The organism is Pantoea sp. X-Soil-ISGK-355 (genome assembly GCF_059730805.1).
Map to the genome: position 1 here is coordinate 1,194,025 of NZ_AP035971.1, position 14,646 is coordinate 1,208,670.

General features: G+C 55.5%; 14 protein-coding genes, 3 tRNA genes and 3 other RNA genes. 19 read left to right on the forward strand and 1 reads right to left on the reverse strand.

Translation table 11 applies throughout. The annotated features are described in order from the left end of the window. The first annotated feature begins 32 nt into the window (after positions 1 to 32). The 19 genes from sucC to AC6I8J_RS05485 all read left to right on the forward strand — a co-directional run bounded on the left by sucC (position 33) and on the right by AC6I8J_RS05485 (position 12,679). The gene (gene sucC / locus AC6I8J_RS05395; protein WP_003853151.1) at positions 33 to 1,199 is read left to right on the forward strand and encodes an ADP-forming succinate--CoA ligase subunit beta; all 1,167 of its coding nucleotides are present in this window, start codon (positions 33 to 35) and stop codon (positions 1,197 to 1,199) included. Next, complete coding sequence (gene sucD, locus AC6I8J_RS05400) at positions 1,199 to 2,074, forward strand: succinate--CoA ligase subunit alpha (protein WP_161732145.1); 876 nt, start codon at positions 1,199 to 1,201, stop codon at positions 2,072 to 2,074. Before sucC ends, sucD begins: the two co-directional genes overlap by 1 nt. A gap of 576 nt (positions 2,075 to 2,650) precedes the next feature. Continuing rightward, positions 2,651 to 4,222 carry a cytochrome ubiquinol oxidase subunit I gene (gene cydA, locus AC6I8J_RS05405; RefSeq protein ID WP_161732147.1) on the forward strand — a complete coding sequence of 524 codons (1,572 nt, stop codon included), beginning with the start codon at positions 2,651 to 2,653 and terminating at the stop codon, positions 4,220 to 4,222. An 11-nt stretch (positions 4,223 to 4,233) separates the two neighbouring features. After that, a complete protein-coding gene (gene cydB / locus AC6I8J_RS05410; protein ID WP_161732149.1) occupies positions 4,234 to 5,373 on the forward strand; it encodes a cytochrome d ubiquinol oxidase subunit II in 1,140 nt (379 codons plus the stop codon). 15 nt (positions 5,374 to 5,388) lie between these two features. Then, complete coding sequence (cydX, locus tag AC6I8J_RS05415) at positions 5,389 to 5,493, forward strand: cytochrome bd-I oxidase subunit CydX (protein ID WP_013357150.1); 105 nt, start codon at positions 5,389 to 5,391, stop codon at positions 5,491 to 5,493. Continuing rightward, entirely contained in the window at positions 5,493 to 5,786 is a 294-nt protein-coding gene (ybgE, locus tag AC6I8J_RS05420; RefSeq protein ID WP_161732151.1) for a cyd operon protein YbgE, read from the forward strand. Before cydX ends, ybgE begins: the two co-directional genes overlap by 1 nt. Before the next feature lie 177 nt (positions 5,787 to 5,963). Then, positions 5,964 to 6,368 carry a tol-pal system-associated acyl-CoA thioesterase gene (gene ybgC / locus AC6I8J_RS05425; RefSeq protein ID WP_010260759.1) on the forward strand — a complete coding sequence of 135 codons (405 nt, stop codon included), beginning with the start codon at positions 5,964 to 5,966 and terminating at the stop codon, positions 6,366 to 6,368. Next, complete coding sequence (tolQ, locus tag AC6I8J_RS05430) at positions 6,365 to 7,051, forward strand: Tol-Pal system protein TolQ (protein ID WP_003853142.1); 687 nt, start codon at positions 6,365 to 6,367, stop codon at positions 7,049 to 7,051. The genes ybgC and tolQ overlap by 4 nt, the downstream gene beginning before the upstream one ends. Before the next feature lie 13 nt (positions 7,052 to 7,064). Next, a complete protein-coding gene (gene tolR, locus AC6I8J_RS05435; RefSeq protein ID WP_013357153.1) occupies positions 7,065 to 7,493 on the forward strand; it encodes a colicin uptake protein TolR in 429 nt (142 codons plus the stop codon). A gap of 27 nt (positions 7,494 to 7,520) precedes the next feature. Continuing rightward, positions 7,521 to 8,846 (forward strand): cell envelope integrity protein TolA, encoded by a 1,326-nt coding sequence (tolA, locus tag AC6I8J_RS05440; protein WP_222924350.1) that lies wholly within the window; start codon positions 7,521 to 7,523, stop codon positions 8,844 to 8,846. A 115-nt stretch (positions 8,847 to 8,961) separates the two neighbouring features. Beyond that, positions 8,962 to 10,257, forward strand: a complete 1,296-nt coding sequence (gene tolB / locus AC6I8J_RS05445) for a Tol-Pal system beta propeller repeat protein TolB (RefSeq protein ID WP_013357155.1) — start codon at positions 8,962 to 8,964, stop codon at positions 10,255 to 10,257. Positions 10,258 to 10,308: 51 nt separating this feature from the next. Continuing rightward, positions 10,309 to 10,836 (forward strand): peptidoglycan-associated lipoprotein Pal, encoded by a 528-nt coding sequence (gene pal / locus AC6I8J_RS05450; protein ID WP_003853135.1) that lies wholly within the window; start codon positions 10,309 to 10,311, stop codon positions 10,834 to 10,836. Between the two features lie 9 nt (positions 10,837 to 10,845). Further along, entirely contained in the window at positions 10,846 to 11,640 is a 795-nt protein-coding gene (cpoB, locus tag AC6I8J_RS05455) for a cell division protein CpoB (protein WP_161732155.1), read from the forward strand. A gap of 164 nt (positions 11,641 to 11,804) precedes the next feature. After that, positions 11,805 to 11,880: transfer RNA gene (locus AC6I8J_RS05460), tRNA-Lys, on the forward strand. A 70-nt stretch (positions 11,881 to 11,950) separates the two neighbouring features. Beyond that, positions 11,951 to 12,026, forward strand: a tRNA-Lys gene (locus AC6I8J_RS05465). A gap of 46 nt (positions 12,027 to 12,072) precedes the next feature. Beyond that, positions 12,073 to 12,148 (forward strand) — tRNA-Lys (locus AC6I8J_RS05470). Between the two features lie 43 nt (positions 12,149 to 12,191). Next, a non-coding RNA gene (locus AC6I8J_RS05475) (RtT sRNA) lies at positions 12,192 to 12,325 on the forward strand. A gap of 43 nt (positions 12,326 to 12,368) precedes the next feature. Next, positions 12,369 to 12,502, forward strand: a non-coding RNA gene (locus AC6I8J_RS05480) — RtT sRNA. A 43-nt stretch (positions 12,503 to 12,545) separates the two neighbouring features. Continuing rightward, positions 12,546 to 12,679, forward strand: a non-coding RNA gene (locus AC6I8J_RS05485) — RtT sRNA. A 397-nt stretch (positions 12,680 to 13,076) separates the two neighbouring features. Here AC6I8J_RS05485 and AC6I8J_RS05490 read toward each other — a convergent pair. Then, the gene (locus AC6I8J_RS05490) at positions 13,077 to 14,552 is read right to left on the reverse strand and encodes an AlkA N-terminal domain-containing protein (RefSeq protein WP_161736260.1); all 1,476 of its coding nucleotides are present in this window, start codon (positions 14,550 to 14,552) and stop codon (positions 13,077 to 13,079) included. Positions 14,553 to 14,646 lie beyond the last annotated feature (94 nt).

Sequence of the window (14,646 nt, forward strand, 5' to 3'; positions counted from 1 at the left end):
TACTCTTTTCAGACCTGAATGGATAGAACATCATGAACTTACACGAATACCAGGCGAAACAACTGTTTGCACGGTATGGCATGCCGGCACCAACGGGTTACGCCTGTACTACACCACGTGAAGCGGAAGAAGCAGCCTCTAAAATTGGCGCAGGCCCGTGGGTAGTTAAATGTCAGGTTCATGCCGGTGGCCGCGGTAAAGCGGGCGGTGTGAAAGTGGTTAACAGCAAAGAAGAGATTCGCGCATTTGCTGAAAACTGGCTGGGCAAACGTCTGGTGACCTATCAGACAGACGCAAACGGCCAGCCGGTAAACCAGATTCTGGTTGAAGCGGCAACCGACATCGATCAGGAGCTCTACCTGGGCGCGGTGGTCGATCGCGCAACGCGTCGCGTGATTTTCATGGCCTCTACCGAAGGCGGCGTGGAAATCGAAAAAGTGGCGGAAGAGACCCCGCACCTGATCCACAAAATGGCGCTGGATCCCCTGACCGGCCCGCAGCCTTATCAGGGCCGTGAGCTGGCGTTCAAACTTGGCCTGACCGGCAAGCTGGTAGGACAGTTCACCAAGATCTTCATGGGTCTGGCGACCCTGTTCCTGGAGCGCGATCTGGCGATGGTTGAGATCAACCCGCTGGTCATCACTAAACAGGGCGATCTGATCTGCCTGGATGGCAAACTGGGTGCCGATGGCAATGCCCTGTTCCGTCAGCCAGAGCTGCGCGAAATGCGCGATCCAAGCCAGGAAGATCCACGTGAAGCGCATGCGACACAGTGGGAACTGAACTATGTTGCGCTGGAAGGCAACATCGGTTGTATGGTTAACGGCGCAGGTCTGGCGATGGGCACCATGGACATCGTTAAGCACCATGGCGGTCAGCCAGCCAACTTCCTTGATGTCGGCGGTGGCGCAACGAAAGAGCGCGTGACCGAAGCCTTCAAAATCATCCTGTCTGACGATGCGGTTAAAGCCGTCTTCGTTAACATCTTCGGCGGTATCGTACGCTGTGATCTGATTGCCGATGGCATCATTGGCGCAGTCGCTGAAGTGGGTGTGAACGTGCCAGTGGTGGTACGTCTGGAAGGTAACAACGCCGAGCTGGGCGCACAGAAACTGGCGGACAGCGGTCTGAACATCATTGCAGCAACCAGCCTGACAGACGCCGCACAGCGTGTTGTTGCTGCCGCGGAGGGTAAATAATGTCCATTCTGATCGACAAAAACACCAAAGTCATTTGCCAGGGTTTCACCGGTGGCCAGGGGACTTTCCATTCTGAGCAGGCGCTGGCATACGGCACCCAGCTGGTTGGCGGCGTAACGCCAGGCAAAGGCGGCACGACTCACCTTGGCCTGCCGGTGTTCAACACCGTACGCGAAGCGGTAGAAGCGACCGGCGCAACCGCCACCGTGATCTACGTTCCGGCGCCTTTCTGTAAAGATGGCATCCTGGAAGCGATTGAAGCAGGTATCAAACTGATCATCACCATCACCGAAGGTATCCCGACCCTGGATATGCTGACTGTGAAAGTGAAGCTGGATGAAGCGGGCGTGCGGATGATCGGTCCAAACTGCCCGGGCGTGATCACCCCAGGCGAATGTAAGATCGGCATCATGCCGGGCCACATTCATCAGCCGGGCCGCGTCGGTATCGTTTCCCGTTCAGGCACCCTGACCTATGAAGCGGTTAAGCAGACCACTGACATCGGCTACGGCCAGTCAACCTGCGTCGGCATCGGTGGTGACCCGATCCCTGGCTCTAACTTCATCGACATCCTGAAAATGTTCCAGGACGATCCACAGACTGAAGCGATCGTGATGATCGGTGAAATCGGTGGTAGCGCAGAAGAAGAAGCCGCCGCCTTCATCAAAGAGCACGTGACCAAACCGGTTGTGGGCTACATTGCTGGCGTAACCGCGCCGAAAGGCAAGCGCATGGGCCATGCTGGCGCCATCATTGCCGGTGGTAAAGGTACAGCAGATGAGAAATTTGCTGCGCTGGAAGCCGCAGGTGTGAAGACCGTTCGCAGCCTGGCTGACATCGGTGACGCGGTTAAAGCCGTATTACCGGCAAATTAAGTCGGCGTCATCTGAGACTAAGCCACCTCCGGGTGGCTTTTTTTATGCCGGTAACGCACAGTCTTAACTCAGACAATTAAAAAGAAGAGGGCAGAGTCAGATAACCATTCAGGTATTGGTTGCGTTAAAAAAAAGTATCAAAGGTAAACTATTTTTTCCCCGCCTTATTTCATTAATGACATCTCATTAACAAGAAACCCACCTGACTTTATCTGGAAACTTATTGCGTTAATCCAGATCAATTAATCACGATTTAAATCCAACTATATCGCTGGCAAAGCGCAACGCTAAGAGCGTAAATTGCGCTGCATCAATCCAGCCTTTTACACAAATTTTCAAACGTCTGCTCAACCCGGGATGACACCCGCTTTCCTCCTGTTAAAGCACGCGTTAATGAAAGCGCGGATTGACAATTTTCAGAGCTGCTTCATTCGCTACTCGCCTGTTCGGGCAGCTCACAGATCTGTTCTGCTGGTAATAAAAAAACTGGAATCAATAAACAGCCGTTCCTGACTCTGATTACGTTCGTTCTGATCGCGCGCGTGACAGAGACAAAGCGAGGAGCAAGGAGTCCTTATGTTAGATATCGTCGAACTGTCGCGGTTACAGTTTGCCTTAACAGCGATGTACCATTTTCTGTTCGTCCCTTTAACGCTGGGTATGGCGTTTTTGCTGGCGATCATGGAGACGGTTTATGTCCTGAGCGGCAAACAAATTTATAAAGATATGACGAAGTTCTGGGGCAAGTTATTTGGTATTAACTTTGCGCTGGGTGTCGCCACAGGCCTGACCATGGAATTTCAGTTCGGGACAAACTGGTCATATTACTCTCACTACGTCGGCGATATCTTCGGTGCGCCGCTCGCCATTGAAGGTCTGATGGCGTTCTTCCTGGAATCGACCTTTGTCGGCCTGTTCTTTTTTGGCTGGGATCGGCTGGGTAAAGTGCAGCACATGGCGGTGACCTGGCTGGTGGCGCTGGGCTCGAATATGTCTGCGCTGTGGATTCTGGTTGCCAACGGCTGGATGCAGAATCCCATCGCCTCGGAATTCAACTTCGAAACCATGCGCATGGAAATGGTCAGCTTCTCTGAACTGGTACTGAACCCGGTGGCGCAGGTTAAATTTGTTCACACCGTTGCGGCCGGTTACACCACCGGCGCGATGTTCATTCTGGGTATCAGCGCGTGGTACATGCTGAAAGGGCGTGACATTGCTTTTGCTAAACGCTCGTTCGCTATCGCGGCCAGCTTTGGTATGGCGGCGGTGCTCTCCGTGATTCTGCTGGGCGATGAGTCAGGCTACGAAATGGGCGACGTGCAGAAAACCAAGCTGGCCGCTATCGAAGCGGAGTGGGAAACCCAGCCAGCCCCGGCGTCATTTACGCTGTTTGGCCTGCCCGATCAGGCAACGCAGGAGAACCGGTATGCCGTGCAGATCCCGTGGCTGCTGGGCCTTATCGCGACCCGGTCCATCGATAAGCCGGTCACCGGTCTGAAAGATCTGATGGCTCAGCATGAAGTGCGTATCCGTAATGGCATGAAAGCCTACACCCTGCTGAATGAACTGCGCAGCGGCAGTCAGGATCCCGCAGTACGTGACGCGTTCAACAGCCACAAGCAGGATCTCGGTTATGGTCTGCTGCTGAAGCGCTATACCGACAACGTAGCGGATGCGACCGAAGCACAGATCAAACAGGCCACGCAGGACTCTATCCCACGTGTGGCGCCGCTCTACTTCGCCTTCCGCATCATGGTGCTGTGTGGCGTACTGCTGCTGGGTATCATCGCGCTCTCCTTCTGGAGCGTAATACGCAATCGCGTCGGCAAAAACCGCTGGTTACTGAAAGCGGCGCTGTTTGGTATTCCCTTACCCTGGATTGCTGTCGAATCAGGCTGGTTCGTGGCGGAGTATGGTCGTCAGCCCTGGGCTATCGGTGAAATCCTGCCGACAGCAGTGGCCAACTCCTCGCTGACTGTTGGCGATCTGCTGTTCTCGATGATCCTGATCTGCGGACTCTACACGCTGTTCCTGGTGGCAGAGATGTACCTGATGTTCAAATTCGCCCGCCTTGGACCGAGCAGCCTGAAAACCGGGCGTTATCATCATGAGCAGATCACGGCAACCACTCAGCCGGTTCAGGGATAAGGAGAGCGACCATGTTTGATTATGAAGTTCTGCGCTTTGTCTGGTGGCTGCTGATCGGCGTGCTGCTGATTGGCTTTGCTGTCGCAGATGGTTTTGATATGGGCGTCGGGATGCTGACGCGCATGCTGGGCCGCACTGATACTGAACGTCGCATCATGATTAACAGTATCGCTCCGCACTGGGACGGTAACCAGGTCTGGCTGATCACCGCGGGTGGCGCGCTATTTGCTGCCTGGCCGATGGTTTACGCGGCAGCCTTCTCCGGCTTCTATGTGGCGATGATTCTGGTGCTCGCGTCGCTGTTCTTCCGTCCGGTCGGTTTCGATTACCGCTCGAAGATTGAAGATAACCGCTGGCGCGGTGCCTGGGACTGGGGCATTTTTATTGGCAGCTTCGTGCCGCCGCTGGTGATTGGCGTGGCCTTTGGCAACCTGTTACAGGGCGTGCCATTCCATGCCGATGCGTATCTGCGCCTGTTCTATACCGGCAACTTCTTCCAGCTGCTGAATCCGTTTGGCCTGCTGGCGGGTGTGGTCAGTGTGGCGATGATTCTGGCGCAGGGCGCAACCTACCTGCAGATGCGCACTACTGGCGAACTGCATCTGCGTTCGCGTACCGCTGCACAACTTGCCGCGCTGGTGATGATGGTCTGCTTCATCCTGGCGGGTGTCTGGGTGAAATACGGTATCGATGGTTATGTGGTGACCAGCACAGTGGATCACTTCGCCGCCTCGAATCCACTGGGAAAAACTGTCGTACGCGAAGCGGGTGCCTGGATGGTCAACTTCCAGAACCATCCTGTACTGTGGCTGTTCCCGCTGCTCGGTTCAGTGCTGCCGCTGCTTACCGTACTCTGCTCGCGGGTTGAGAAGGGCGCCTGGGCGTTCCTGTTCTCCTCACTGACCCTGGCCTGCGTCATCATGACCGCCGGCATTGCGATGTTTCCGTTCATTATGCCATCCAGCACCGTGCCGGGGACCAGCCTGACAATGTGGGACGCAACGTCCAGTCTGCTGACGCTGCAAACCATGACCGTGGCCGCCGCTATCTTTGTCCCAATCATTCTGATTTACACCACCTGGTGCTACTGGAAGATGTTTGGCCGTATTACCAAAGAGCAGATTGAAAGCAACAGTCACTCACTCTATTAATAAAGGAGATGTCGCATGTGGTATTTTGCCTGGATTCTCGGCACGTTGCTGGCCTGTGCCTTTGGTATCGTGACCGCTCTGGCGATTGAACACGTTGAAGCGCAGGATGAGACTCACTGATGCGCACGCCAATTCGGATGCTCTATGATCTGATGGATAAGGGCCCGTTACGGGCCCTTTCACTGCTGCTGGCGCTGCTGACGGCGGGCGGCGTGATGTGGGATCCGACCCGTTTTGCTAATCAGGCGGGCCAGCTTCCTGCTCTGCAGGGGCTGGTGCTGATCTGGGCGGTCTGCTGCGGCGTAATTCACGGTGTGGGTTTCCGGCCACGGAAAACCCGATGGCAGGCGCTGTTTACGCCGTTACCGGCTCTGCTGGTGTTATTGATTGCGCTTTACCGTTTTTACCTTTAATCCCCGCCTCACCCGCGCTGTCAGTGAATATTTGTCAGCGCCGGGTCAATAAATCTCTCTGAAATCGTTCCGTTTGTTACGGAGCGATAATTATTTTCGCCTGGCTCTGGCGACCCATTCCCAACCCCAATTCTCTTGCGTATAGTAGCAACGTTTAAAACGAGGCCGGGATGTAGAGTGAGTACAACGCTGTTTCGCTGGCCGGTTCGGGTCTACTACGAAGATACTGATGCCGGTGGTGTGGTTTATCACGCCAGCTATATCGCTTTTTATGAACGAGCACGTACCGAAATGTTGCGACAGCACCATTTCAATCAGCAGACGCTGTTAGAACAGCAGATCGCTTTTGTGGTACGGCGCATATCGGTGGACTATCTGGCGGCGGCGCGTCTTGATGACCTTCTGGAGATCCAGAGTGAGGTCACATCAATGACACGGGCTACCATGACGTTCACGCAGCGTATCGTGAATACTGAAGGCAAAGTGCTCAATGAGGCAGAAGTCCTGATTGCCTGCATTAATCCACACCTGATGAAGCCGATTGCGCTTCCCAAGTCTATTGTCGCGGAGTTCAAGCAGTGACTGACATGAACATTCTTGATTTGTTCCTGAAGGCGAGCCTTCTGGTCAAACTTATCATGTTGATTTTGATCGGCTTTTCTATTGCCTCCTGGGCCATCATTATTCAGCGCACACGTATTCTGAATGCGGCGGGAAGAGAAGCGGAGGCGTTTGAAGACAAATTCTGGTCCGGCATCGAACTCTCGCGCCTGTATCAGGAGAGCCAGGAGCGCCGGGAAGAACTGGGCGGCTCAGAGCAGATTTTCTATTCCGGCTTCAAAGAGTTTGCCCGCCTGCATCGCGCCAATAATCATGCGCCGGAAGCGGTCATTGACGGAGCGAGTCGTGCTATGCGCATCTCAATGAACCGTGAGCTGGAAGCGCTGGAAAACCACATTCCGTTCCTGGGAACGGTCGGCTCTATCAGTCCTTACATCGGGCTGTTCGGTACCGTCTGGGGAATTATGCACGCCTTTATCGCGCTGGGCGCGGTGAAGCAGGCGACGCTGCAGATGGTGGCACCGGGTATTGCTGAAGCACTGATTGCGACCGCAATCGGCCTGTTTGCCGCGATTCCGGCGGTCATGGCGTACAACCGTCTGAACCAGCGGGTAAACAAACTGGAGCAGGGCTACGACAATTTTATGGAAGAGTTCACTGCCATCCTGCATCGCCAGGCTTTCTCCAGCGATAGCGCTAAGTAAATAGAGGTTAATGATGGCCAGAGTACGTGGTCGCAAAAGCCGCGACCTGAAGTCGGAAATCAACATCGTTCCGCTACTGGACGTCCTGCTGGTGCTGTTGCTGATCTTCATGGCGACGGCACCCATTATTACCCAGAGCGTGGAAGTGGATCTGCCGGATGCGACCGATTCTAAAACGGTTTCCAGCGACGATAATCCGCCGGTAATTGTCGAAGTAGCGGGCGTGGGGCAGTACAGCCTGGTCGTGGATCACGATCGTATGGACCAACTCCCCCCTGAGCAGGTCATCAGCGAAGCGCAGCGTCGACTGGAAGCGAATCCTAAGACGGTCTTTTTGATCGGGGGCGCGAAAGAGGTGCCTTACGATGAAATTATTAAAGCGCTCAACCTGCTGCATCAGGCGGGTGTTAAATCTGTCGGTTTGATGACGCAGCCGATTTAAAATCGAACCGTTTTTTGGGAACCGAGTGTGTCGAAGGCAACCGAGCAAAACGAGAAGTTAAAGCGCGCGATAATCATTTCGGTGATTCTGCACATCGTGCTGATCGCGCTGCTGATTTGGAGCTCGTTTAATGAGCATGTTGACCCCAGCAGTGCGGGTGGTGGTGGCAGTGATATTGATGCAGTGATGGTCGATCCTGGTGCCGTCGTAAGTCAATACAATCGTCAGCAGAACCAGCAGAGTGACAGCCAGCGGGCTGAGCAGCAGCGTAAAAAGCAGGCGCAGCAGCAGGCTGAAGAGCTGCAACAGAAACAGGCCGCTGAACAGCAGCGTCTGAAAGCGCTGGAAAAAGAGCGTCTGGCCGCGCAGGAAACGGCGAAAGAAGAGGCTAAACAGCAGGCTGAGCAACAGAAAGCAGCTGAAGAGGCCGCTAAGCAGGCTCAGGAACAGCAGAAAACCGCTGAAGCAGCGGCAGCCAAAGCTAAAGCGGATGCGAAAGCCCAGGCGGATGCACAGGCAAAAGCCGCCGCCGAGCAGGCGAAGCAGGCCGCTGCCGACGCAAAGAAGCAGGCTGATCAGCAGGCGAAAGCCGCGGCGGCGGCCGCGGCAAAAGAGAAAGCCGTTGCGGAAGCCAAAGCAAAGTCTGAAGCGGATGCCAAAGCGGCGGCTGAGGCCAAAGTGAAAGCGGCGGCGGATGCCAAAGCCAAAGCGGCCGAAGAAGCGAAAGAGAAAGCTGCAGAAGCCAAAGAAAAAGCCGCAGAGGCGGCGAAAGAGAAGGCCGCTGAAGCCGCGAAAGAGAAAGCTGAGGCGGCCAAAGAAGCCGCAAAAGAGAAGGCAGAAGCGGCTGCCAAGGCGAAAGCCGATGCCGCGGCAAAAGCCAAAGCCGATGCGGCAGCCAAAGCAAAAGCGGATGCCGCTGCTAAAGCCAAAGCAGATGCCAAAGCGAAAGCGGCCGCTGATGCGGCTAACGACAGCGATGTCGATGATTTACTGGGTGGACTCGCTTCCGGCAAAAATGCACCGAAAAGCGGCACCTCAGGTGGCGCAGCAGGGCAGGGCAACCAGAAGAAAGCGGGCGCATCAGGCGCGGAGATCAACTCCTACATGGGGCAGGTCGTGAGCGCGATTCAGAGCCGATTCTACGATGCCGATCTGTATCGCGGAAAAACCTGTGATTTGCGGATTAAACTTGCGCCTGACGGCTTGTTGATTGATGTTAAGTCAGAGGGGGGCGATCCCGCGCTCTGTCAGGCCGCGATTGCTGCCGCCAAACAGGCACGTATTCCGAAGCCGCCTTCGCAGGCGGTCTACGAAGTGTTTAAAAACGCCCCAATGCGTTTTAAACCGCAATAATGCAGTCACGGTCGGCAAGTTGATCTATGTTTAGCTTGCCGTACTTAAGTTGTACTCGTGGTTTCCAGGAACAGTGCCAATTATCGTGGACTGAGGTTCAGATAAGGGAGATAAAATGAAGCAAGCTCTTCGCGTTACGTTAGGCTTTTTTATCCTGCTGTGGGCAGCCATGCTGCATGCAGAAGTTCGAATTGAGATCACCCAGGGTGTTAACACCGCGCGCCCGATTGGTGTGGTGCCGTTTAAATGGGCCGGTGCGGGTGCCGCGCCAGAAGATGTCGGCGGTATCGTGGCGGCTGACCTGCGCAACAGTGGCAAATTTAATCCACTGGATCGCTCGCGTCTGCCACAGCAGCCTGCCAGCGCGCAGGAAGTTCAGCCTGCCGCCTGGAGCGCGCTCGGCATTGATGCCGTTGTCGTCGGTCAGGTTGCTTCTAACCCGGATGGCAGCTATCAGGTTTCTTACCAGTTGGTTGATACCGGCGGTGCGCCAGGTACCGTACTGGCACAGAACTCGTATAAAGTGACTAAACAGTGGCTGCGTTATGCTGCCCACACGGCCAGTGATGAGACGTTCCAGAAGCTGACCGGCATTAAAGGTGCTTTCCGTACCCGTATCGCCTATGTCGTGCAGACCAACGGCGGTCAGTTCCCGTATGAGCTGCGCGTCGCTGACTACGATGGTTACAATCAGTTTGTGGTACATCGTTCACCACAGCCACTGATGTCGCCAGCCTGGTCTCCGGATGGCAGCAAAGTTGCCTACGTGACCTTTGAAAGCGGCAAATCTGCGCTGGTGGTTCAGACGCTGTCTAACGGTGCTATCCGTCAGGTCGCCTCTTATCCACGTCATAACGGTGCACCGGCGTTTTCGCCAGATGGCTCTAAGCTCGCTTTCGCGCTCTCTAAAACCGGCAGTCTGAACCTCTATGTGATGGATCTGGCGTCAGGTCAGACGCGTCAGGTGACAGATGGCCGCTATAACAGCACTGAACCAACCTGGTTCCCGGACAGCCAGACGCTGGCTTATACCTCGGATCAGGCGGGTGCGCCTCAGATCTATAAAGTCGGCCTTAACGGCGGCACGCCACAGCGTATTACCTGGGAAGGTGGTCAGAACCAGGATGCGGATGTCGCAACAGATGGTAAATCTATGGTGATGATTAGCACCAGCGGTGGTGCTCAACACGTCGCCAAACAGGATCTGGAAACGGGAGCCGTTCAAACGTTAACGGACACGTTCCTGGATGAAACGCCGAGCCTGGCACCAAACGGCACAATGGTAATCTATAGCTCTACTCAGGGGATGGGTTCCGTGCTGCAGTTGGTTTCAACCGACGGTCGTTTCAAAGCGCGTCTTCCGGCAACTGATGGACAGGTCAAATTTCCTGCCTGGTCGCCGTATCTGTAATGTCTGACAGTTCAGACATCGCAAACAATAAACAATAATGGGATTTTTGAAATGCAACTGAACAAAGTGCTGAAGGGTTTGATGCTGGCTCTGCCGGTTCTGGCAGTAGCGGCTTGTAGCTCACACAAAAACAACAACAATGACCAGACTGGCATGGGCGCTGATGGCGCTTACGGTGCAAACTCTGGCATGAACGGTAACGGCGGCAACATGTCTTCTGACGAGCAGGCTCGTCTGCAGATGCAGCAGCTGCAGCAGAACAACATCGTGTACTTCGGCCTGGACAAGTATGACGTTCAGTCTGATTACGCACAGATGCTGGATCAGCACGCGACCTTCCTGCGCAGCAACCCATCATACAAAGTGACCATTGAAGGTCACGCGGATGAGCGCGGTACGCCGGAATACAACATCGCCCTGGGCGAACGTCGTGCTAACGCCGTCAAAATGTACCTGCAGGGTAAAGGCGTGTCGGCTGATCAGATGTCTATCGTTTCTTACGGTAAAGAGAAGCCAGCCGTTCTGGGTCATGACGAAGCAGCGTATTCTAAAAACCGTCGTGCCGTACTGGTCTACTAAGAGAATCACATGGTTAGTAACTTCAGACGTCATCTGTTGAGTCTGTCGTTACTGATTGGCGTAGCGGCCCCCTGGGCCGCTAATGCCCAAGCGTCAATCAGTAACGTTGGCTCCGGCTCGGTCGAAGACCGTGTCACCACTCTTGAACGAATCTCTAATGCCCAGGCACAGCTGATGCAGCAACTGCAGCAGCAGATGAGTGATAACCAGCGTGATATTGATGCGCTGCGTGGGCAAATCCAGCAAAACACGTATCAGTTGAATCAGGTGGTTGAGCGGCAGAAGCAGCTCTACCAGCAGATTGACACGCTAAGCAGCGCCAGCAGCAGCGGCGGGCAGCAGGCTGCCGGCAGCGACGCCGCAGCGGATACAGGCGCAGCAGCAACCGCAGGCGCGGCAGCATCCACGGGGAGCGCACCCGCGCAGACCGGCGATGCCAACAGCGATTACAATGCGGCTGTGGCGCTGATTCTGGAGAAGAAACAGTATGACCAGGCGATCAGCGCGCTTCAGGCGTGGGTAAAACGTTACCCTGATTCGACCTATCAGCCGAATGCGAATTACTGGCTGGGTCAGCTGAACTACAACAAAGGCAAAAAGGACGACGCGGCTTATTATTACGCCACGGTGGTGAAGAATTATCCGAAGTCGCCGAAAGCTGCAGAAGCGTTGTTGAAAGTGGGTGTCATCATGCAGGAGAAGAAAGATACGGCGAAAGCCAAAGCGGTCTTCCAGCAGGTGATCAAACTTTATCCAGACACCGAATCTGCTAAACAGGCGCAGAAACGTCTGGCAGGCCTGTAATTTGTCCGGTTCAGACCAGATATCGTGTGATTTCTGGTCTTGCCGTATGAAAGGTAAGCAACTGAAGCATTTAGCAGAAATAAGAGTTGCGCTACCCCGCTAAATCAGTAATATATGCCGCCGTTGCCGGGACACATTGAAAAGTGTCTGGTCAGCCTGAAGATGGGTCGTTAGCTCAGTTGGTAGAGCAGTTGACTTTTAATCAATTGGTCGCAGGTTCGAATCCTGCACGACCCACCATCTCCTTCAGACGCGCTTTTACCGCGCTGTTTTAAGAAGAACACTTCAGCATTGCTTCACAACCTAAGATGGGTCGTTAGCTCAGTTGGTAGAGCAGTTGACTTTTAATCAATTGGTCGCAGGTTCGAATCCTGCACGACCCACCATCTTATCTCAGCTGCCTGGCGCGCTGAACGGTTGTAAGCCCCCAGCGGGTCGTTAGCTCAGTTGGTAGAGCAGTTGACTTTTAATCAATTGGTCGCAGGTTCGAATCCTGCACGACCCACCAATTAAGAAAGAAGCGCCTTTAAGGCGCTTTTTTCGTTTCCGGGGCACGGACTTTATCGTGCAGGGTGAGAACCTGCAGCAGGTTCGACTGAATCGCCCGGCGATTCAGGCTGATGCGTTAGCATCACCCGGAGGGTGAGGCCCTGGAAGGGCCGAGGCAATCCTGCACGACCCACCAATTAAGAAAGAAGCGCCTTTAAGGCGCTTTTTTCGTTTCCGGGGCACGGACTTTATCGTGCAGGGTGAGAACCTGCAGCAGGTTCGACTGAATCGCCCGGCGATTCAGGCTGATGCGTCAGCATCACCCGGAGGGTGAGGCCCTGGAAGGGCCGAGGCAATCCTGCACGACCCACCCATTAAGAAAGAAGCGCCGTTAAGGCGCTTTTTTCGTTTCCGGGGCACGGACTTTATCGTGCAGGGTGAGAACCTGCAGCAGGTTCGACTGAATCGCCCGGCGATTCAGGCTGATGCGTTAGCATCACCCGGAGGGTGAGGCCCTGGAAGGGCCGAGGCAATCCTGCACGACCCACCCATTAAGAAAGAAGCGCCCTCAGGGCGCTTTTTTCGTTTCTGCGGCACTAACTCACTTTGAAGAAGCAAAACACCTCAAGTGCTTGAGGTTGTCGCTGCCCGCTGTTTGATCGAGCCTGCGCAGAGAACAGGGTCAGATCGGAAAGACGCAAAAACCGTCATCCCTGACCTGCTCGTCCCGCGCCGTCCCTGGCGCGGGACGCTTTCCTCTTCTGACCCTGTTCCCTGCGCGTTGAGCATCTGTATTGTTGGGAAAATTACCCTGGTTTGCTTTCCTCAACAGTCTGAAAGCATCACTGGCGTTTTTGTCCCTGGCGCGGGACGCTTTCCTCTTCTGACCTTGTTCGCTGCGCGTTGAGCTTCTGTATTGTTGGCAGAGTTGCCCCCAAATCTCGCCCTCACGCCTTTTTCTTCACCTTTGCCACCGCCAGGCTCTCCCAGATATGCATCACCGCATAGCTGCGCCAGGGACGCCAGGATTGCGAGCGCGCTTCCGCTTCTTTGGATGACAGGCCGCCCAGGTTGTTACGGATGGCGATATCCTCTTTGGGAAAAGCATCCGGCCAGCGCAGGGCGCGCATCGCGATATAATGCGCTGTCCAGGGGCCAATGCCCGGCAGGCTGACCAGCTTTTTTATCACCTCGTCAGGCTGCTGAGCGGCGCTAAGACGCAGGTCACCGCTGGCGCAGGCGCTGGCAAAGGCGATGATGGCGCGGGAGCGCGCGGCGCTGACAATGCCCATCGGTGCAACATCGTCCACCGTCAGTCCGGCGATACGTTCAGGAAGCGCGGTATAACGGGTGAGATCGGCAAAAGGCGTCTCGCAGGGCTCACCGAAGGCGGCGGCAAAGCGGCTGCTGACCGTGGTGGCTGCTTTGACCGTTACCTGCTGGCCGATAATGGCGCGCACGCCCAGCTCAAAAGCGTCAAACGCGCCAGGCACGCGCAGACCCGGATGCGCGATCAGGCTGGGCGCCAGCAGCGGATCCTGGGCCAGGCAGGCGGCGATACGCTGCGGCTGCGCGTCAAGATCGAACAGGTCACGCAGACGGCGCAGCAGCAGAGGCAGCACTGGCGTCAGGGACGTTGAGAGCGTCACCTGCAATGCGTTCTTCTGCGGCAGATGGGAAACGCTGACCCAGCCCCGGCAGCGACCCAGCGCTACGGTGCGTCGCCAGCTGCCATCTTCCACTGCTTCGACCTCCTTCATCAGGTGCGTCTGCAAAAACCAGAGCATCGCTGCCCAGTCGTAGGGTGGGCGATAGGCCAGCCGCAGCGTCACGTGGTTGCCGGGCTGCGCACGTTGAGTGCCCGTATCGTCCCGACGCAGCGCGCTCGGCGTCATGCGGTAGCGCGCCTGGAACACATCATTAAAGCGACGCAGGCTGCTGAAACCGCTGGCGTAGGCGACTTCTGTAACCGGCAGTTGTGTTTCGGTCAGCAGCTGTTTTGCCAGCAGCATACGCCGCGTCTGCTTCAGCTCCATCGGCGAGACGCCGAGTTCAAGCTGCACGATACGGCGCAGCTGACGCAGGCTAAGGCCGAATTCAGCGGCAATCGCTTCCAGACCTTCGCGCTCCTCCAGCATGCCTTCCTCAATGCGCTGAATCAGCCGCTCCGCCACACGATGCGGCTGATCAACGGGCGCATTGCCGGGTGCCAGTTCTGGCCGGCAGCGCAGGCAGGGACGGAAGCGCGCTTTTTCCGCTGCCTCGGCGCTGCTGAAGAAAAGGCAATTCTTCTGCATGGGTGCTTTGACCGGGCAGATCGGACGGCAATAGATACCGGTTGACGTCACGCCCACAAAGAAAACGCCGTCAAAGCGGGTATCACGAGAGGTCAGCGCCTGATAAGCAATGTCGGGATCGATCATGGTATTTCTCCGGTAAATAAGCACAGCCTACAATGGTGAATCCCGAGAGACTGGCTGTTTTCGGACAGCACAACAGTTTAGAACCATGACCGAA